The organism is Massilia sp. GCM10023247, from assembly GCF_042653325.1.
In the GTDB taxonomy this organism is placed as follows: Bacteria; Pseudomonadota; Gammaproteobacteria; order Burkholderiales; family Burkholderiaceae_D; genus Telluria.
Map to the genome: position 1 here is coordinate 285,318 of NZ_JBHSIB010000011.1, position 18,883 is coordinate 304,200.

At 66.3% G+C, this 18,883-nt stretch carries 17 protein-coding genes; 14 read left to right on the forward strand and 3 right to left on the reverse strand.

Features of this window, described 5'->3' with window-relative positions:
* Nucleotides 1-226 precede the first annotated feature (226 nt).
* From ACFPAH_RS11655 to ACFPAH_RS11700, 10 genes are all read left to right on the forward strand, one after another.
* Nucleotides 227-1,015 (forward strand): hypothetical protein, encoded by a 789-nt coding sequence (locus tag ACFPAH_RS11655; protein WP_379745022.1) that lies wholly within the window; start codon nt 227-229, stop codon nt 1,013-1,015.
* 45 nt (nt 1,016-1,060) lie between these two features.
* Nucleotides 1,061-3,292 (forward strand): penicillin acylase family protein, encoded by a 2,232-nt coding sequence (locus tag ACFPAH_RS11660; protein WP_379745025.1) that lies wholly within the window; start codon nt 1,061-1,063, stop codon nt 3,290-3,292.
* 8 nt (nt 3,293-3,300) lie between these two features.
* Nucleotides 3,301-3,852: a sugar O-acetyltransferase gene (locus tag ACFPAH_RS11665; protein WP_379745028.1), complete on the forward strand. Its 552-nt coding sequence runs from the start codon at nt 3,301-3,303 to the stop codon at nt 3,850-3,852.
* A gap of 105 nt (nt 3,853-3,957) precedes the next feature.
* The gene (locus tag ACFPAH_RS11670; RefSeq protein WP_379745031.1) at nt 3,958-4,509 is read left to right on the forward strand and encodes a thymidine kinase; all 552 of its coding nucleotides are present in this window, start codon (nt 3,958-3,960) and stop codon (nt 4,507-4,509) included.
* A gap of 5 nt (nt 4,510-4,514) precedes the next feature.
* Nucleotides 4,515-5,063 carry a hypothetical protein gene (locus ACFPAH_RS11675; RefSeq protein ID WP_379745034.1) on the forward strand — a complete coding sequence of 183 codons (549 nt, stop codon included), beginning with the start codon at nt 4,515-4,517 and terminating at the stop codon, nt 5,061-5,063.
* A 159-nt stretch (nt 5,064-5,222) separates the two neighbouring features.
* The gene (locus ACFPAH_RS11680; protein WP_379745037.1) at nt 5,223-7,487 is read left to right on the forward strand and encodes a carboxy terminal-processing peptidase; all 2,265 of its coding nucleotides are present in this window, start codon (nt 5,223-5,225) and stop codon (nt 7,485-7,487) included.
* Between the two features lie 333 nt (nt 7,488-7,820).
* Entirely contained in the window at nt 7,821-8,204 is a 384-nt protein-coding gene (locus ACFPAH_RS11685; protein ID WP_379745040.1) for a PEP-CTERM sorting domain-containing protein, read from the forward strand.
* A gap of 152 nt (nt 8,205-8,356) precedes the next feature.
* Nucleotides 8,357-9,592, forward strand: a complete 1,236-nt coding sequence (locus ACFPAH_RS11690) for an acyl-CoA dehydrogenase family protein (protein ID WP_379745043.1) — start codon at nt 8,357-8,359, stop codon at nt 9,590-9,592.
* A gap of 9 nt (nt 9,593-9,601) precedes the next feature.
* A complete protein-coding gene (locus tag ACFPAH_RS11695) occupies nt 9,602-10,741 on the forward strand; it encodes an acyl-CoA dehydrogenase family protein (RefSeq protein ID WP_379745046.1) in 1,140 nt (379 codons plus the stop codon).
* The gene (locus ACFPAH_RS11700) at nt 10,738-11,205 is read left to right on the forward strand and encodes a MaoC family dehydratase (RefSeq protein ID WP_379745049.1); all 468 of its coding nucleotides are present in this window, start codon (nt 10,738-10,740) and stop codon (nt 11,203-11,205) included. The genes ACFPAH_RS11695 and ACFPAH_RS11700 overlap by 4 nt, the downstream gene beginning before the upstream one ends.
* A gap of 187 nt (nt 11,206-11,392) precedes the next feature.
* Here the strand turns inward: ACFPAH_RS11700 and ACFPAH_RS11705 are convergent, their stop codons facing one another.
* From ACFPAH_RS11705 to ACFPAH_RS11715, 3 genes are all read right to left on the reverse strand, one after another.
* Nucleotides 11,393-12,619: an acyl-CoA dehydrogenase family protein gene (locus tag ACFPAH_RS11705; RefSeq protein ID WP_379745052.1), complete on the reverse strand. Its 1,227-nt coding sequence runs from the start codon at nt 12,617-12,619 to the stop codon at nt 11,393-11,395.
* 8 nt (nt 12,620-12,627) lie between these two features.
* Nucleotides 12,628-13,677: a phosphotransferase gene (locus ACFPAH_RS11710; RefSeq protein ID WP_379745988.1), complete on the reverse strand. Its 1,050-nt coding sequence runs from the start codon at nt 13,675-13,677 to the stop codon at nt 12,628-12,630.
* A gap of 90 nt (nt 13,678-13,767) precedes the next feature.
* Complete coding sequence (locus ACFPAH_RS11715; protein WP_379745055.1) at nt 13,768-14,472, reverse strand: histidine phosphatase family protein; 705 nt, start codon at nt 14,470-14,472, stop codon at nt 13,768-13,770.
* A gap of 297 nt (nt 14,473-14,769) precedes the next feature.
* Here ACFPAH_RS11715 and ACFPAH_RS11720 point away from each other — a divergent pair, with 297 nt between their 5' ends.
* From ACFPAH_RS11720 to ACFPAH_RS11735, 4 genes are read left to right on the forward strand one after another with little or no spacing between them, the layout of a single operon-like run.
* Entirely contained in the window at nt 14,770-16,473 is a 1,704-nt protein-coding gene (locus ACFPAH_RS11720; protein WP_379745058.1) for a GspE/PulE family protein, read from the forward strand.
* A gap of 35 nt (nt 16,474-16,508) precedes the next feature.
* Nucleotides 16,509-17,747, forward strand: coding sequence for a type II secretion system F family protein (locus ACFPAH_RS11725; RefSeq protein WP_379745061.1), 1,239 nt, complete (start codon nt 16,509-16,511; stop codon nt 17,745-17,747).
* Nucleotides 17,744-18,319, forward strand: coding sequence for a hypothetical protein (locus ACFPAH_RS11730; protein WP_379745064.1), 576 nt, complete (start codon nt 17,744-17,746; stop codon nt 18,317-18,319). Before ACFPAH_RS11725 ends, ACFPAH_RS11730 begins: the two co-directional genes overlap by 4 nt.
* Nucleotides 18,316-18,858, forward strand: coding sequence for a type II secretion system protein (locus tag ACFPAH_RS11735; protein WP_379745067.1), 543 nt, complete (start codon nt 18,316-18,318; stop codon nt 18,856-18,858). The genes ACFPAH_RS11730 and ACFPAH_RS11735 overlap by 4 nt, the downstream gene beginning before the upstream one ends.
* Nucleotides 18,859-18,883 lie beyond the last annotated feature (25 nt).

Consider the following 18,883-nt stretch of genomic DNA (forward strand, 5'->3'; position numbering starts at 1 on the left):
CTCGTACTGTCTTCGGCGCCGCGCCTTGCCCTGACGGTTTTGTCAGGCGCTCTTCGTTATTCTCCCCATCCTTCGGCAGCCAGCCGTCCGTGCAGCCCGGCGCACGACCATGCATGGCGGGCATCCCGCCAGTCGCCCTTCAGCCCAGCCATCGAATGGTGTAGCATGCTTGCCGGCGCCATGAGGGCGCACAAGGCGAAGTAGAAGAGAAGTACAAGGACCCACATTGAACATCACCATCAACGACCAATTGCGCGCGTTCGTCGACCCGCTGACCGAGATCGAATACGCGGCGCTCGAACGCAGCCTGCTGGCCGAGGGTTGCCGCGACGCCCTCGTGCTGTGGCGCGATACCCTGATCGACGGCCACAACCGCTACGACATCTGCCGCAAGCACGGCATTCCATTCCGCACCGTCCATAACAATAACTTCGAATCGATCGAGGACGTGATGCTGTGGATGATCGACAACCACCTGGCGCGGCGCAGCGTGTCGGACTTCCAGCGCGGCCTGCTGGCGCTGCGCAAGAAGGAAATCGTCACGGCGCGCATGGCGCAGAAGATGGCCGAGGAACCGCCGGCGCCGAACCCGGACGACATGGATTCGCGCCCGCCGCCGCCGTGGAATACGCGCGAAGAGGTGGCCAAGGCCGCGCGGGTGTCCTCGAATACGATCAGCCAGATCGAACGGATCCAGAAAGCGGCGACGCCGCAGCTGGTCGAAGCGGTGCGCTCGGGCACGATCTCGATCAATGCCGCGGCCAACGTGGCGCAGCTGCCCGAGTCCGAGCAGATCGCCGCCGTGGCCGGTGGCCGCAAGGAACTCCAGCAGGCAGCGCGCCAGGTGCGCGAGCAAAAGGCCGCCGCCAAGCCGAAGAAGCTGGGGCCGGACGGCGAGCCGGTCGACGAAAAAGCGGCATTGCGCGCCGAGATCGCGGCCCTCAAGGACCGCATGGCGACGCTGCTGACCGAGAACGAGATCCTCAGGCAGAAGCTGGCCAACGCCGGCCTGTAGCAAGGCCGCCACCGAACACATCAATAACAACACCGGAGACCCCGTATGTTCCTGTCACGCACCCTCGCTTCGACCCTCGTCGGCACGCTGCTCGCGACCGCCGCTTTCCCGGCGCTGGCCGACGCCGCGCCCAAGGCCAGCAAGGCGAGCGCCAGCACGCCGGCAGGCGCCGACCTGGCGCGCTGGAAAAAGAGCGCGGCGCGGGTGACGATCATGCGCGACAAATGGGGCATCCCGCACGTGTTCGGCAAGAGCGACGCCGACGCCGTCTTCGGCATGCTGTATGCCCAGGCCGAGGACGACTTCAACCGCATCGAGCTCAATTACATCAACGCGATGGGACGGCTGGCGGAAGTCGAGGGCGAAAAGGAAATCTGGCGCGACCTGCGCATGAAGATGTACATCCAGCCGGCCGACATGCAGGCCAAGTATGCGGCCAGCCCGGCCTGGCTGAAGGAGTTGATGAACGCCTTCGCCGACGGCCTGAACTACTACCTGCACACCCATCCAGAGGTCAAGCCGAAGCTGATCACGCGTTTCGAGCCCTGGATGGCGCTCTCGTTCAGCGAGGGCAGCATCGGCGGCGACATCGAATCGATCGATCTGAAGGAGCTGGAAGCCTTCTACGGCAAGGCGCCGAAGCCCCGGCTTGCGGACAATCTCAATGTGCTTGACGCCGAGCCGCGCGGTTCGAACGGTTTCGCCATCGCGCCGGCATTGTCGGCCTCCGGCCGTCCGCTGTTGCTGATCAATCCGCATACCTCCTTCTATTTCCGCCCCGAGATCCACATGGTCAGCGAAGAGGGCCTGAACGCCTATGGCGCCGTGACCTGGGGCCAGTTCTTCATCTACCAGGGCTTCAACGACAAGGCCGGCTGGATGCACACCTCGGGCGGCGGCGACGTCATCGACGAGTACCTGGAAACGGTCGTCGAGCGCGACGGCAAGTTCTTCTACAAATACGGCAAGGAGGAGCGCGCGCTGCGCGCGGTGCCGGTCACGCTGCCCTACAAGAAGCCGGACGGCAGCATGGGCAGCCGCTCGGTAACGGCCTACTTCAGCCACCACGGCCCGATCGTGCGCGCCGAGAATGGCAAATGGGTCGCCGTCAGGATGATGGACGAGCCCGTAAAAGCGCTGACCCAGTCCTACACGCGCACCAAGGCGAAAAACTACGGCGCCTTCTACAAGGCGATGGAGCTGCGCACCAACTCCTCGAACAACACCGTGTATGCGGATGCCGACGGCAACATCGCCTACTTCCACGGCAACTTCATTCCGAAGCGCGACCCGCGTTTCGACTGGAGCAAACCGGTCGACGGCAGCAATCCGGCCACCGAATGGCAGGGCCTGCACGAGATCAAGGAAACCATCACGCTGTTGAATCCGGCCAGCGGCTACATCTCGAACACGAACAACTGGCCGTTCAGCGCTTCCGGCGCGAACAGCCCGAAGCGCGCCGACTATCCGGACTACATGTGGTCGCTGCCGGAGAACGCGCGCGGCGTGCACGCCGAGCGGGTGCTGAAGGACGCCAGGGGCCTGACCCTCGACAGCCTGATCGCCGCCGCCTACGACAGCTATCTCACCGCCTTCGAGCCGCTGGTGCCGCAACTGGCCCGCGACTTCGACGCGCTGCCGGCGAACGATGCGCGCCGCGCCAGCCTGGGGCCGCAAGTGGCGGCCTTGCGCGGCTGGAACCTGCGCTTCGGGGCCGACTCGGTGCCGACCGCGCTGGCCGTCTACTGGGGCCAGGAAATGGTTTCCGCCGCGGCGCCGAAAGCACGGGCCGCCGGCCTGCCGACGGTCGACTACATCACGACGCGCATCGGATCCGGCGAGCGCCTCGATGCCCTGGCGCGCGCCAGCGCCAAATTGACGGCCGACTTCGGCACCTGGCAGACCCCCTGGGGCGAGATCAACCGCTTCCAGCGCATCAGCGGCGACATCGACCAGCAGTACGATGACAGCAAGCCGAGCTGGCCGGTCGCCTTCACCTCGGCCCACTGGGGCTCGCTGGCCTCGTTCGGCATGGTTGCCAAGCAAAAGACCAAGCGCATCTACGGCGACCGCGGCAACAGTTTCGTCGCTGCCGTCGAGTTCGGTCCGAAAGTGCGCGCGAAGAGCATCCTTGCCGGCGGCCAGAGCAGCAATCCACAATCGAAGCACTTTGCCGACCAGGCGGCGATGTATGCCCGCGGCGAGTTCAAGGACGTGCTGTTCTACAAGGAAGACATCGAGAAGGCGCTCGAGCGCAAATACCATCCTGGACAATAAAGGAAGACATGGAGCGCGGCGAAAAGGAGAAAATGCTGGCCGGTGAGCTGTTTCACCCCAGCAGCCCCGAGATCCAGGCCGACCTGGTCGCCTGCGCGGCCTGGCTGGCGCGCTACAACGCGGCCATGGGCGAGGACGCGCAAGCCTGGCACGCCATCCTGTCGGAACGGCTGGGGACGGCCGGGGAGGGCGCGATCGTGCGTCCGCCCTTCTATTGCGACTACGGCTACAACATCCACCTCGGCAGCAATGTCTTTCTCAACTATAACTGCGTGATCCTCGACGGCGGCCGGGTGACGATCGGCGCCGACACCCGCATCGGGCCGGCCGTGCAGATCTACACGGCCGACCATCCGCGCGATCCGCTGGTGCGCCGCAGCGGCCTCGAGTCGGGCAAGCCGGTGACGATCGGCAGCAATGTCTGGATCGGCGGTGGCGCGATCGTGCTGCCGGGCGTGACGATCGGCGACGACGCGATCGTCGGCGCGGGCGCTGTCGTGACGCGCGACGTGCCGGCGGGCGCCACGGTGGCCGGCAATCCGGCGCGCGTGATCAACTGACGGCGCGGTCGACAGCGCGGCTGAAAGCGCGCATCGGCCGCTGGCGTTCCTGCTTTCCTGCTTGCTATAATTTCGCGATTTACAACCGGCGCACAGGGCAGGGCAGTGGCTAAACTCTATTTCAGGTATTCGGCGATGAACGCCGGCAAATCGACCGCCCTGCTGCAGGTCGCCCACAACTACGAAGAGCAGGGCCAGCAGGTCAAGCTGTACACCGCCGCGATCGACAACCGCTACGGCGTCGGCCTGATCACCTCGCGCCTCGGCCCCCAGCGCGAAGTCGCCACGTTTGATAGCGGCACCGATTTCCTGGCCGCCGCGCCCAGCGTTTCCTGCGTGCTGGTCGACGAAGCCCAGTTCCTGTCGAAGGAACAAGTCCAGCAGCTGCACCAGCTGGCCCAGGTGCGCGGCGTGCCCGTCATCTGCTACGGCCTGCGCAGCGACTTCCGCGGCGATCCCTTCCCGGGCTCGGCCTACCTGCTGGCGCTGGCCGACGACATCGAGGAAATCAAGAACATCTGCACCTGCGGCAAGAAGGCGACGATGAACGTGCGCGTCGACAGCGAGGGGCGACGCATCCGCGAGGGCGAGCAGGTGAGCATCGGCGGCAACGAAAGCTACCGCCAGGCCTGCGGCCGCTGCTTCTACGCCGGCTGAGCGTCTTGCCCGCCTGCGCAAGTGTCGCGCCGGCCTTCCTGTGCGCGCATGCCGACATCCTGCTCTACCTGCTGCCGTCGCTGGCGCTGGCCTTCCTGTTCTGGATGCTGTCCGGTGCCCATCCGGCCTTTTTCCTGCTGACCGCGCCGGGCACCCTGTGCCATGAACTCGCCCACTTCGGCGTCGGCCTGCTCAGCAATGCCGAGCCGGTCGGGATCAACATGCTGCCGCGCCGCCGCGGCCGGGTCTGGGAACTCGGCTCGGTCACCTTTGCCAACCTGCGCTGGTATAACGCGGCGCCGGCCGCGCTCGCGCCGCTGCTGGTGCTGCTGGTGCCGCTCGGCGCGGCTGCCTGGCGCACCGGGCCAGGCTGGCAGTTCGGTCCGCTCGACCTGGCGCTCGCCCCCTTGCTGGCGCCGCAGTTCCTGTCGTTCTGGCCCTCGCCGGTGGACTGGCGCCTGGCGGCCCGCTCCTGGCCCTGGCTCCCCATCGGCGGGGCGGCCTGGGCGGCCTGGGAGTGGCATGCACTCCTGTTTCAGTTTGTAAGAAGCTGACAGCATGCGCTTAAGCCAGCCTTAATCCGGTACGCACGCCCCGTTGACGCCGCCTCTGCGCCGCCGCGCTATCCTGTAGAATGGGTTCGCACGCCGTCGGTACCGCTAGTATCCGCTACATGCCGGCAGACAATAAGTTCACGTTCGGAGAACGACTACATGAAGAAGCAGATGTTGATGGTTGCCCTGGCGTTCGCCATGTCCGCCCCCGCAGTAACCGCACAGCCAGAAAAAAACGCCTCCACGCAAGTCTCCACGCAGGTATCGGTGCCCATGAAACCGGTCGCCGCGCAGACGCAGGCCGCGCTGTGGGCGTCGCGCGTGCTCGGCCGCTACCACTACAAGGCGGTACCGCTCGACGACGCGATGTCGGTCAAGATCTTCGACAACTACTTCCAAACGCTCGACGGCGAGAAGCTCTACTTCACCCAGGCCGACATCGACCGCTTCGGCCCGATGCGCACCAAGCTCGACGACGCCATCAACAACGAAGACCTGGCGATGCCGTTCGCGGTCTTCAACCTCTACCAGCAGCGCTTCGGCGAGCGCATGAACTACGCGCGCAGCCTGCTCAAGACCAAGCTCGACTTCACGGTCGACGAAACCCTGCAGCTCGACCGCGAAAAGGCCCCGTGGGCCAAGAACGAGGACGAAATCCGCGACCTGTGGCGCAAGCGCGTCAAGAACGACTGGCTGCGCCTGAAGCTGGCCGGCAAGGACGAAAAGGCGATCCGCGAAACGCTCGACAAGCGCTACGCCGGCTACATCACGCGCCTGCAGAAACTGAACAACGAAGACGTGTTCCAGATGTTCATGAACGCGTACGCCACGGCCATCGAGCCGCACACGAACTACCTCGGCCCGCGTTCGGCCGACAACTTCGACATCGCGATGCGCCTGTCGCTGGAGGGCATCGGCGCGGTGCTGCAGTCGCGCGACGAATACACGGTGATTCGCGAAATAGTGCCGGGCAGCCCGGCCGACAAGTCCGGCAAGCTGAAGGTCGGCGACCGGATCGTCGGCGTGGCCCAGGGTAACGGCCCCTTCACCGACGTGCTCGGCTGGCGGATCGACGACGTCGTCCAGCTGGTGCGCGGCGAGAAGGGCAGCACCGTGCGTCTCGACGTGATCCCGGGCGACGCCGGCGTCGACGCCAAGCACGTGAGCGTGTCGATGGTGCGCAAGAAGATCAGCATGGAAGAGCAGGCCGCGAAGAAGTCGATCATCTCCGTCAAGGACGGCGGCGTCACGCGCCGCATCGGCGTCATCTCGCTGCCGACCTTCTACCAGGACTTCGAGGCGCGCCGCAAGGGTGACAAGGACTTCAAGAGCGCCACCCGCGACGTTGCCCGCATCCTGGGCGAACTCAAGAAGGACAAGGTCGACAATGTCCTGATCGACCTGCGCAACAACGGCGGCGGTTCGCTGATCGAGGCGGTCGAACTGACCGGCCTGTTCATCGACAAGGGCCCGGTGGTGCAGCAGCGCACCGCGGAAGGCCGCGTCGAGGTCGAGAGCGACACCAACCCCGGCCTGGCCTGGGACGGCCCGATGGGCGTCCTGATCAACCGCGGCTCGGCCTCGGCATCGGAAATCTTTGCCGCCGCGATCCAGGATTACGGACGCGGCCTGGTGATCGGCGAACCGAGCTTCGGCAAGGGCACGGTCCAGACCCTGATCGACCTCGACCGCTTCTCGCAGTCCGAGAAAGTGCGTTACGGCGAACTCAAGATGACGATTGCCCAGTTCTTCCGCGTCAATGGCGGCACGACGCAGTTGCGCGGCGTGGTGCCGGACATCAAGCTGCCGGTGACCTCGGACATCGAGAGCTTCGGCGAGTCCTCGTTCGACAATGCGCTGCCATGGGTATCGATCAAGCCGGCGACCTTCCTGCCCTCCGGCGACCTGAAGGAACTGATCGCGCCGCTGCAGCAGCGCCACGAAGCGCGCATCGCCAAGGACAAGGATTTCCAGGACCTGCGCGAGGACATCGCCGAGGTGATGAAACTGCGCAAGGAAAATGCGATCTCCCTGAACGAAGCGGTGCGCCGCAAGGAACGCGACGCCCAGGATGCGCGGGCCAAGATGCGCGAAGCGCGCCTGGCCGGCGCCAAGGCCACCACCCCCGACGAACCGGCCGCCGCGCCGGGCGGCAAGGAAGCACGCAGCAAGGTGCCGACGCCGACCCGTCCGGAAAAAGCGGTGGTCGCGGCACGCAACACGCCGCTGCGCGACGACGGCCTGCAGGCGGACGAGCGCGCGCTGTCGGCGGAACTGGCGGCCGAGAAGGCGGCCAAGGACGCCAAGGACGTGTTGCTGCAGGAGGCTGCCCACATCCTGGCCGACGAGGCAGCCATGCTCAAGACCGACACCCGCATGGCCTCGCGCGTCATGCCGTATATGCCTAGCGCACGCGGAAATTGAGGCGTAGAAACGCGAAGTAGCAAAGGGCAATAAATCCCACAAGAAAGCTTCCTTTTGGAAGCTTTCTTTCTTTGCGGCATACAATTCGATAGGAAAACACGGTATTGACGGTCGTGTTAGCATGAACTTGCAACTGCGACATTAGAACCTATCCCGGTAGGGAGGAGGAAGCTGGCGGCGATGCCTGGCAAGCGCGGGCAAGGCGCGAGGAGGCCGCATGGCGAGCCATGCAACGACGAGCAACGCCGCCCCCGCTTGTCAGGCGCGCCGAATGCGACTCATTCCCTACTGGGATAGGTTCTTGATACAGTAACTATAGAAGAAGGAGCCACCATGAAAAAAATTGCCCCCCTCGTCATTGCCGGCCTGCTCGCCGGCGCCGGTGCCGCCCATGCAGACGTCGTCACGTCGCAGGGCGCGGCCAGGCCGGACGGCGTGAACACCCCGATGCCAGCGCAGCTGACGCTAGACAGGGCGGTGCCTGCCGTGCCTGCCAAGCCGGCAACCCCGGCAACCCCGGCCGTGCCGGGCGTGTCGCCGGCGGTCCCGGCCACGCCGGCCACCCCGGCGATCCCGGCGATTCCTCCGTCGCCGATCGCCGTCGACCTGCCGCCTGCGGCCGAGGTGCCGGCCGAGGTGCCGGAGCCGTCGAGCATCGCGCTGCTGCTGGCGGGCGTGCTCGGTGCCGGCGCGCTGCGCCGCCGCCGGTCCAAATAAGGCCTGGCGCAGGGCTTTGCCCTGTGTAGCGAAGGGCGGCGAGGCGAGGCCTGGCCGCCCTTTTTGATTTGATAACAAGGCGCTTTTTTCGGGTACAATCCTTGTGAACGATCGTGCTTTTTCTACGGCCCGACGCTAACGAGGAGACCGAATTGGACCTGAACTATTCAGCCGGGGACGAGGCGTTTCGCACCGAGGTGCGCGCCTTCCTCGCTACCAGCCTGCCCGCCGACCTGCAGCACAAGGTCCGCCAGCACCTGCGCCTGAGCAAGGACGACTTTGTCCGCTGGCACAAGATTCTCGCAGCCAAAGGCTGGGTGGCGCCCGGCTGGCCGGTCGAGTATGGCGGCCCCGGCTGGACGCCGGTGCAGCAGCACATCTTCGAAGACGAGTGCGCGCGCGCCGGCACGCCGCGCGTGATGCCCTTCGGTATCAACATGGTCGCGCCCGTCATCATGGCCTTCGGCAACCAGGCCCAGAAAGACTATTTCCTGCCACGCATCCTGTCCTGCGAGGACTGGTGGTGCCAGGGGTATTCCGAGCCGGGCGCCGGTTCCGACCTGGCCTCGCTCAAGACCACGGCCGTGCGCCGCACGGACGAGGCGGGCGAGCACTACATCGTCAACGGCCAGAAGACCTGGACCACGCTGGCCCAGCACGCCGACATGATCTTCTGCCTGGTGCGCACCGACAGCGGCGGGCGCAAGCAGGAAGGCATTTCGTTCCTCTTAATTGATATGCATACGCCCGGCATCACGGTGCGCCCGATCATCATGCTCGACGAAGACCATGAAGTGAACGAAGTCTTCTTCGACAACGTGCGGGTGCCGGCCGAGAACCTCGTCGGCCAGGAAAACCGCGGCTGGACCTATGCCAAATACCTGCTCGGCCACGAGCGCACCGGGATCGCCGCCGTCGGCCGCTCCAAGCGCGAGCTGGCGTTCCTGAAGGGCCTGGCGGCGCGCGAAACCAGGAACGGCAAGCCGCTGATCGAGGACCCGCTGTTCGCCAGCAAGCTCGCCAGCCTCGAGATCGAACTGATGGCGCTCGAGATGACGGTGCTGCGCGTACTGGCCCGTCCTGATGCGGCGCCGGGCCCGGAAGCGTCGGTGCTGAAGGTGCGCGGCACCGACATCCAGCAGGCGCTCACCGAGCTGATGGTGGAGGCGGCCGGTCCGCTGGCGCTGCCCTTCGATCCCGATTACCTGGACGGCAAGCGCGCGCACAGCGTGGCCGGCGGTGATGGGGAAGACTCAGGGGAAGATGCGGGGGAAGACGAGATTGCGCCGCTGCTGGCCCATTACTTCAATTATCGCAAGACCTCGATCTACGGCGGGTCGAACGAGATCCAACGTAACATCATCACCCAGATGATCCTGGGCCTGTAAGGAGAGCGCATGGACTTCCATTTCAACCCCGAGCAGCTCCAGTTCGCCGACGCCCTCAAGCGCTGGGCCGCGCGCGACTACGGCTTCGAGGCGCGGCGCGCGATCGTCCGTTCCGACAGCGGCACCCTCGACGCGGCCTGGGCCACGCTGGCCGAGCTGGGCATGACGGCGCTGCCGGTGCCCGAAGAGCAGGGCGGCTTCGCCGGCACGGCGATCGACATGTTCGTCGTCATGCAGGAGCTGGGGCGGGCCCTCGTGGTCGAGCCCTATTTCGCCACCATGCTGGGCGCCGAATTCCTGCGCCTGGCGGGCAGCCACGGCGCGTTGCTCGAACGCGTCGCTGCCGGCGAGCTGAAGCTGGCCTGCGCGCTCGGCGAACGCCAGTCGCGCCACGACCTGTTCGACATCGCGACCCGGGCCGAACCGGGGCAGGATGGCTGGGTGTTGAACGGCGAAAAGAAGGTCGTGATCCACGGCGCCCAGGCCGGGATGCTGGTCGTCTCGGCCCGCAGCGGCGGCAGCCAGCGCGATCAGCAAGGCGTGTCGCTGTTCGTCCTGCCCGCGGACGCGCCGGGCATCGCCATCGTCGACTACCGCACCCTCGACGGCCTGCGCGCGGCCGACATCCGGTTCGAGAACGTCCAGGCGCCACGGGCCAGCCTGCTCGGGGCGCCCGGCCTGGGCGCCGATATCCTCGACGCCGCCCTCGACTATGGAGCCGGCCTGCTGTGCTTCGAAGCGCTGGGCGCCATGCAGGCCCTGTTCGAGGCGACGCTCGAGTACCTCAAGACGCGCCAGCAGTTCGGCGTACCGATCGGCAAGTTCCAGGCGCTGCAGCACCGGATGGCCGACATGTACATCCACCTCGAGCAGGCGCATTCGATGGCCTTGCTGGCGGCGGTGAAGCTGGCCTCGGGCGACGTGGCCGAGCGCCGCAGCGCCGTCTCCGCCGCCAAGTACCGCGTCGGCCAGGCGGCGCGCTTCATCGGCCAGCAGGCGATCCAGCTGCACGGCGGCATGGGCGTGACCGACGAGCTGCCGGCCTCCCATTACTTCAAGCGCCTGGCGGCGATCGAACTGACGCTGGGCGACGGCGACCACCACCTGGCGCGCTTCATCGCCCAGCCGGGCTTCCGGGAAGCCGCATGAAGGGCGGGAAACTGCAGCAGTGGTATTTCGAGGACTTCGCGCCCGGCCAGGAGATCGATCTCGGCGAGCGCGGCGTCACGCAAGAGGAGATCATCGCCTTTGCCGCGCAGTTCGACCCCCAGCCCTTCCACATCGACCGCGAAGCGGCGGCGACCTCGATCTACGGCGGCGTGATCGCCAGCGGCTGGCATACCTGCGCGATGATGATGCGCATGGTGGTCGACGGCATGCGCTGCGAGGAGGCGAGCATGGGATCGCCGGGCCTGGACGGGGTGCGCTGGCTGCAGCCGGTGCGCGCCGGCGACACGCTGTCGGTGCGCTACCTGACGACGAAGGTCAAGGCCTCGCACTCGAAGCCGGACCGCGGCATCGTCTGGTCGACCTGGATCGCGACCAACCAGCGCGGCGAGACGGTCTGCACGGTCGACGGGATGGCCATGTTCCGGCGCAGGCCGGCGGCTTGACGTAGGGTGGTCGGCTCGACCCGGGCGTTCGGACAAACGTGGCACGGACGCCGCCCACGCGTTCGACTTCGGCTGGAATAGCGGGGCAGGCATTTTGCCGTCATCTGAACGCGTGGGCGGCATGGAGGTCAAGGCTGTGCACCCCTCCGGGTGAAGCCGCCCACCCTACGGACACGCCGTCGGTGCTCTACGCGTACTTGGCCAGCTCCAGCTTGGCAATCGCATTCCGGTGCACCTCGTCCGGCCCGTCGGCCAGGCGCAGGGTGCGGTTGCCGGCCCACTGGTAGGCAAGCGGGAAGTCGCTCGACACGCCGGCCGCGCCATGGGCCTGGATCGCCCAGTCGAGCACGTCCTGGGCCACCGTCGGCGCCAGCACCTTGATCATCGCGATCTCGGCCTGGGCCACCTTGTTGCCGACCGTGTCCATCATCCAGGCCGCTTTCAGGGTCAGCAGGCGCGCGGTGTCGATGCGGATGCGCGCCTCGGCGATGCGCTCGCGCCAGACCCCTTGTTCCGAGATCTTGCGCCCGAACGCGACCCGCCCCTCGAGCCGGCGGCACATCAGTTCCAGCGCGCGCTCGGCGACGCCGATGGCGCGCATGCAGTGGTGGATGCGGCCCGGCCCCAGCCGTCCCTGGGCGATCTCGAAGCCGCGGCCTTCGCCCAGCAGCATGTTGGCGGCCGGGACGCGCACGTTCTCGAACAGGATCTCGCAGTGGCCGTGCGGGGCGTCGTCGTAGCCGAACACGGGCAGCGGGCGCTTGATGGTGATGCCCGGCGTGTCGGCCGGGACCAGGATCATCGACTGCTGCTGGTGGCGCGCGGCGTTCGGATCGGTCTTGCCCATGACGATGAAGATCCGGCAGCGCGGGTCGCCCGCGCCGGAGATCCACCATTTGTGGCCGTTGATCAGGTACTCGCCGCCGTCGCCGCCTGTGCGTTCTATGCGCGTCGCGATATTGGTCGCATCCGACGAGGCGACCTCGGGCTCGGTCATGGCGAAGGCGGAACGGATCTCGCCGCGCAGCAGGGGCTCGAGCCATTCCTGCTTGTGCTCTTCGCTCGCATAGCGCTCCAGGGTTTCCATGTTGCCGGTGTCGGGCGCCGAGCAGTTGAAGACCTCGGGCGCCCAGGGCACGCGGCCCATGATCTCGCACAGCGGGGCGTAGTCGAGGTTGGACAGTCCCTCCGGCGCGCGCGCCGACTTCGGCAGGAACAGATTCCACAGGCCCCGTTCGCGCGCCAGCGGTTTCAGGCGCTCGATCAGTTCCAGGGGTACCCAGCGGTTGCCGGCGGCGCCGTTGCGCTCCACCTCTTCCGTAAACGCCTTTTCGTTCGGATAGATATGCTCGTCCATGAAGGCGAGCAGGCGCTCGCGTAATGCCTTGCAACGGTCGGAATAGTCGAAGTCCATGTCGCTCCTTAGCTCGTCTGGTTCGCGAATTGCCAGGCCATCTCGGCCATCGGGCGGGCCGCCTTGCCGTTTTCCAGCGCCTGGGCGCTGGACGCGGTGCCGTCGACATAGCGTTTCATGATGCCCTGCATGATGCCGGCCAGGCGGAACATGTTGTAGGCCAGGTAGAAATTGAAGTCCTCCGGCCGGATCGTCTTGCCCGTGCGTTCGCAGTAGCGGGCGACATACGAGGCCTGGTCCGGGATGCCGAGGCTGGCCAGGTCGAGCCCGGCGATGCCGCGGAACTTGCCGGGCGGGATGTGCCAGCTCATGCAATGGTAGGAGAAGTCCGCCAGCGGATGGCCGAGGGTCGACAGTTCCCAGTCGAGCACGGCGAGGATGCGGGGTTCATGCGGGTGGAAGATGATGTTGTCCAGCCGGAAGTCGCCGTGCACGATGGACGTGTCCTCGCCCGGCGGAATATTGCGCGGCAGCCATTCGATGAGGCGGTCCATCGCGTCGATCTGCTCGGTCTGCGAGGCTTGGTACTGCTTCGTCCAGCGTTCGATCTGGCGCGCGAAATAATTGCCGGGCTTGCCGTAGTCGGCCAGGCCGATGGCGGCGTAGTCGGTCGTGTGCAGCTGGGCGATCACGCGGTTCAACTCGTCGTAGATGGCGCCGCGCCCGGCCGGCGTCATGCCGGGCAGCGACTGCTCCCACAGCACCCGGCCCTCGACGAATTCCATGAGAAAAAAAGCGCGGCCGATGACGGCTTCGTCCAGGCACAGCGCGATCTGGCGCGGTACCGGAAAGCCGGCGCCATGCAGGGCCTGCATCACGCGGAACTCGCGGTCGATCGCATGGGCCGAGGGCAGCAGTTTGGCGGCCGGGCCGGGCTTGGTGCGCAACACGTACTGGCTGGCGCCGGCACGCAGTTTGAAAGTCGGGTTCGACTGGCCGCCCTTGAACTGCTCGACCTCGAGCGGGCCGCCGGGATACTCCGGCACGTTGGCGCGCAGCCAGCCGTCGAGGGCGTCGACATCGAAGCGCTGGCGCTCGGACACCGGCTTGGTGCCCATCATTTCTTCAAACACTGGCGTCTCCTCCTGTGCAGGTTGTCGGACGATTGTAGCCGATGAAACGCACGATCGTACTTATTTTCGGCGGCATCAGCGCGCGCGCCGGTATTGCTCGAACAGCTGTTCCATGGTCGTGCTGTGCGCCTCCGGCTGCAGGGGGGAGGGCGGCAGGTGGTTCACGAAACGCACGACCCAGTCGCCCGCTGCGCTGCCGACGTCGAGCGCGTTGATGCAGCCCGCGCCTTGCGCCAGGCCGCCCAGGAACAGGCGCTGGCCGGTCAGGGCGAGCGAGAGGATGGCGCAGTTGACGCCGCCGTGCAGCACCAGCAGGGCCGTGTCCCAGTCCTGGTCGGCGCGCAGCCGTTCGACGGCCGGATGCACCCGGTCCATCAGCTCGCCGACCGATTCGCCGCCGAGGAAGCGCTGGCCGGGGTCGACCAGGCCGTCGAAGGCGCCGGTGAAGGCGCGTTTCAGTTCGCTGGTCGGAATGCTCGACAGGCGCCCGCCGCGGATTTCGGCCAGCTCGGGCCGGGTTTCCAGGCCGATCTGCTGCCCGGTAACGGCCAGCACGCGCGTTGCGGTTTCGACCGTGCGCGGCAGGCCGGAAACCAGCACGCGGTCGAAGCGCACCCCGGCCGCGGCAAAGGCGGCGCCGGCGGCGTCGGCCTGGGTCCGGCCGTCTGCGTTGAGCGCCACCTGCTCGGGCAGGACCGGCTTGCCGGCGGCATCGAAATAGGTGACGCTGCCATGGCGTATCAGGTAGATGCGCCGGCGCGCACTGGCTTGGTCGTGCATGCATCGCTCCAAATTTGACCGGCGGAACGTAGGGTGGACGGCCTTGCCGTCCACGCGTTCAACCGGGCGTTGATCAGCCGCGCAGGCATTCGAATGTGGTTTGGACGGGTGGACGGGGAACCCGTCCACCCTACGGTATCCGTTCAGGCACCGTACGCCTGCCGCGTCTTGTTTATCTTACACGCCTCCCACCGCCGGGCGCGGCCAAAGCGCCACAAAAGCAATTCCACCAGTAAATATTGGCCCGTTCTCCTTTAAAATGATTTCTTATTCACACGATTCATTGCAGAGGGTGTCATGGCCAGGCCAGAAAAAGTCCGACTCGGCGAAATCCTGGTGCAGCAGAAGCTCCTGTCCGAGGAGCAGCTGAACCAGGCCCTGGCCGACCAGAAGCGTACCGGGCGCAAGCTGGGGCGGGTCTTCGTCGAGAACGGCTTCGTCACCGAAGAGCAGATTTCGGGCGCGCTGGCGCGTCAGCTGAACATCCCCTACATCAACCTCAAGTTCTACAACATCAGCGACGCCCTGGTGCGCCTGCTGCCCGAGACGGCCGCGCGGCGCTTTCGGGCGCTGGTGCTGGAAGACCGCGTCGAGAGCCTGCTGGTGGGCGTGTCCGACCCGACCGACCTGTTCGCCTACGACGAGATCGCGCGCCTGCTGAAAAAGACCGTCGAACTGGCCGTGGTCAACGAGACCGAGGTGCTGCACACGATCGACCGCATCTACCGCCGCACCGGCGAGATCACCGATTTCGCAAAAGAAGTCGAGGCCGACATTGGCGACGCCTTCGTCGACTTCGGCGCCATGGCGGCCAATCCGGGGCTGGAAGAAGCGCCGGTCGTGAAGCTGCTGCAGTCGGTGTTCGATGACGCGACCCAGGTGCGCGCCTCCGACATCCACATCGAGCCGCAGGAAGGGCGCCTGCAGATCCGTTTTCGCATCGACGGCGTACTGCACCTGCAGACCGAGGCCGACATCAAGATCGCCACGCCGCTGGCGCTGCGCCTGAAACTGATGGCCGACCTCGACATCTCGGAAAAGCGCCTGCCGCAGGACGGGCGCTTCGCGATGAAGGTCAAGGGCCAGCGCATCGACGTGCGTATCTCGACCATGCCGACCCAGTTCGGCGAGTCGGTCGTCATGCGCCTGCTGAACCAGGCCGGCAACACGCTGCGCCTGGAAGCGATCGGCATGCCGAGAAAGCTGCTGGAGCGCTTTCGCGCCATCGTCCAGCGCCCGAACGGCCTGGTGCTGGTGACCGGGCCCACCGGCAGCGGCAAGACCACCACGCTCTACAGCGCCCTGGCCGAACTGAACTCGGTCGAAAAGAAGCTGATCACCGTCGAGGACCCGGTCGAATACCGCCTGCAGGGCATCAACCAGGTGCAGGTGAACGACAAGATCGAGCTGACCTTCGCCCGCGTGCTGCGCTCGGCGCTGCGCCAGGACCCGGACATCGTGCTGGTCGGCGAGATGCGCGACCAGGAAACGGCCCAGATCGGCCTGCGCGCGGCGATGACCGGCCACCTGGTCTTATCCACCCTGCATACCAACGATGCCGCCTCGACGCCGCTGCGCCTGATGGACATGGGCGTGCCGCGCTACATGGTCGGCGGCTCGCTGCAGGCCGTGCTGGCCCAGCGCCTGGTGCGGGTGATCTGCGAAAGCTGCAGCACCGTCTACCCGCCGACGCCGCCGGAACGGACCTGGCTGCGCGCCGAGCTGGGCGATTTCGTGGAGCAGGCTCAGTTCTTCCACGGCAAGGGCTGCTCGCATTGCAACGGCACCGGCTACCGCGGACGCACCGGCGTGTATGAGCTGCTGGAGATGACGCGCGCCGTGCTCGACGCCGCCAACCATCCCGACCCTGGCCACTTCCTGAAGGTCGCGCACACGGAGATGCAGGGCGAGACCTTGCGCCGCCATGCCGTGCAGCTGGCGGTGCAGGGGCGTACCACGATCGCCGAGGCGATGCGCATCAGTAATCAGATGGATGACTGAGCAGATGGATGACTGAGCGGATGGACGACTGAGCGATGCCATATTTTGCCTACAAGGGCCGCAATGCGCGCGGCGAACTGATGCAGGGCGTGCTGGAGGGGCTCGACGCCGGCGCGGTGGCCGACCAGCTGTTCGGCACCGGCGTCACGCCGGTCGAGATCGTCGCGACCAGGCGCAAGAGCGCGTCCGGCGCCGGCGTGTCCGATACCTGGCGCCGGCTGCGCGAAAAGAAGGTCACGTCGATGGACGTGCAGCTGTTCAGCCGCCAGATGCACACGCTGCTCAAGTCCGGGGTGCCGATCATGCGCGGCCTGGGCGGCCTGCAGGAGTCGGCCACCAGCCCGGCCTTTGCGCGCGTCATCAAGGACCTGCGCGAGTCGCTCGATGCGGGGCGCGAGTTATCGAGCGCGATGCGGCGCCACCCTGAGTGCTTCAGCAATTTCTACCTGTCGATGGTGCGCGTGGGCGAGATGACTGGCCGCCTGGAAGAGGTGTTCCTGCGCCTGTTCGACCACCTCGAATTCGACCGCGACATGCGCGACCGCGTCAAATCGGCGCTGCGCTACCCGGGCTTCGTGGTCACCGCGATGGTGATCGCGATGGTGATCGTCAACTTGTTCGTGATCCCGCAGTTCGCCAAGGTGTTCGCCAGCATGCACGCGACGCTGCCGCTGATGACCCGCATCCTGATGGCGACCTCGCGCTTCACGGTCGACTACTGGCCGCTGCTCGGCGCGCTCGCCGTGGGCGGCTTCGTCGCTTTCCGGGCCTGGGTCGCGACGGCCGCCGGGCGCTACAAATGGGACAGGCGCAAGCTGGGCTTCCCGATCGCCGGCAAGATCATGCTCAAGGCGACGATGGCACGCTTTGCGCGCAGCTTCGCCCTGTCGATGCGCAGCGGCGTGCCGGTGGTGCAGGCCCTCAGTGTGGTGGCGCAGACGGCCGACAATGCCTACCTGGCCGCGCGCATCGAGCAGATGCGCGACGGCGTCGAGCGCGGCGAGAGCATCCTGCGCACCTCGACCGCCGCCAACGTGTTCACGCCCATCGTGCTGCAGATGATCGCGGTGGGCGAGGAGACCGGTTCGCTCGACGACCTCATGGACGAGATCGCCCTCATGTACGAGCGCGAAGTCGACTACGAACTCAAGACGCTATCAAGCCAGATCGAACCGATCCTGATCACCTTCCTCGGGGTCCTGGTGCTGGTCATGGCGCTCGGTATCTTCCTGCCGATCTGGGACCTGGGCAAGACCGCCCTGCAACGCGGATGAGGACGGCGGGCGGGCGCGGGCAGGGCGGGGCGACACGGCTGGAGCTGGCCATCGCCGCCATCGTGACCGCGCTGCTGGCCGGGGTGTTGCTGGATCGCCTCATTGCTTACCAGGCCGAGGCAGAGCGCGTTGCGGTTAAACAACTGGTCAGTTCCTTGCGGACGGCCTTGTCGGTGCGCTCCGCGGCAGCCATCGCAGGCGGCGGCGAGGCCGAGTTGGCGGCACTTGCACGGCAAAATCCCATCCGTTGGCTGCAGAAGGCGCCAGAAAACTATCTCGGGGAGTTTTATGCGGTGCGCGAGGACGCGCTGCCGGCAGGGAACTGGTACTTCGACCGCAGCGTGCATGCGCTGGTTTATCTGCCTTCCGGTCACAAAAGTTTTTCTTCAGGGATACAAAAAATACTATTGTTCAAGGTAAAATTGTTGGGTGTAACTGATCCGGTCATGACAAGTGGACGGCGGGAGGTTACCACCGGCCTGTTGCTTGATCAGCTCGACGATCAGTCTCTTGCCTTGAATAATATTGCGGTGATGGTGCCGCGTCGACACTACTCGGAGAAAACACAATGAATAAAAGCATCAAAGGGCAGCAAGGCGGCTTCACCCTCATCGAACTGATCGTCGTGATCGTCATCCTCGGCATCCTGGCCGCGACCGCGCTGCCGCGTTTCGCCAGCCTCAGCGGCGAAGCCCGCCTGGCCAGCCTGAACGCCGCCAAGGGCGCGCTGTCGGCGACCTCGGCACTGACGCACGGCAAGTGGCTCGTGACGAAAGCCCCGTCGGTCTCCGTCGAAGGCTTCACCGTGACCATGAACGCGACTTCGGGCTACCCATCGGTTGCCAGCGCCACCCAGGCACGCGCCCTGGCCGACGCCTCGGGCCTGACCACCGCCGACTACACCGTCTACACCGCCAACGGCACCAACCGCCCGACCATCAACGCGACCGTCGGCGAAATGGCGATCGTGCCGGCCAGCGTCGTCGGCACCCCGAGCGCAATCAATTGCGCGCTGATCTACACCCCGTCGCGTGCCGTGAACACGCCGCCGGCCTACCGCGTCGGCGCCGTCGGCGCGACCAACGCCCAGCGCGCGGCCGCCTGCGAGTAATTTCCCTCCCCTGACACCCGTGGCC

Coding starts and splice junctions, on each gene's coding strand:
- ACFPAH_RS11660 (WP_379745025.1), top strand. CDS start 1,061: ATGTTCCTGTCACGCACCCTCGCTTCGACCCTCGTCGGCACGCTGCTC.
- ACFPAH_RS11665 (WP_379745028.1), top strand. CDS start 3,301: ATGGAGCGCGGCGAAAAGGAGAAAATGCTGGCCGGTGAGCTGTTTCAC.
- ACFPAH_RS11680 (WP_379745037.1), top strand. CDS start 5,223: ATGAAGAAGCAGATGTTGATGGTTGCCCTGGCGTTCGCCATGTCCGCC.
- ACFPAH_RS11685 (WP_379745040.1), top strand. CDS start 7,821: ATGAAAAAAATTGCCCCCCTCGTCATTGCCGGCCTGCTCGCCGGCGCC.
- ACFPAH_RS11695 (WP_379745046.1), top strand. CDS start 9,602: ATGGACTTCCATTTCAACCCCGAGCAGCTCCAGTTCGCCGACGCCCTC.
- ACFPAH_RS11700 (WP_379745049.1), top strand. CDS start 10,738: ATGAAGGGCGGGAAACTGCAGCAGTGGTATTTCGAGGACTTCGCGCCC.
- ACFPAH_RS11705 (WP_379745052.1), bottom strand. CDS start 12,619: ATGGACTTCGACTATTCCGACCGTTGCAAGGCATTACGCGAGCGCCTG.
- ACFPAH_RS11710 (WP_379745988.1), bottom strand. CDS start 13,677: ATGGGCACCAAGCCGGTGTCCGAGCGCCAGCGCTTCGATGTCGACGCC.
- ACFPAH_RS11715 (WP_379745055.1), bottom strand. CDS start 14,472: ATGCACGACCAAGCCAGTGCGCGCCGGCGCATCTACCTGATACGCCAT.
- ACFPAH_RS11720 (WP_379745058.1), top strand. CDS start 14,770: ATGGCCAGGCCAGAAAAAGTCCGACTCGGCGAAATCCTGGTGCAGCAG.
- ACFPAH_RS11725 (WP_379745061.1), top strand. CDS start 16,509: ATGCCATATTTTGCCTACAAGGGCCGCAATGCGCGCGGCGAACTGATG.
- ACFPAH_RS11730 (WP_379745064.1), top strand. CDS start 17,744: ATGAGGACGGCGGGCGGGCGCGGGCAGGGCGGGGCGACACGGCTGGAG.
- ACFPAH_RS11735 (WP_379745067.1), top strand. CDS start 18,316: ATGAATAAAAGCATCAAAGGGCAGCAAGGCGGCTTCACCCTCATCGAA.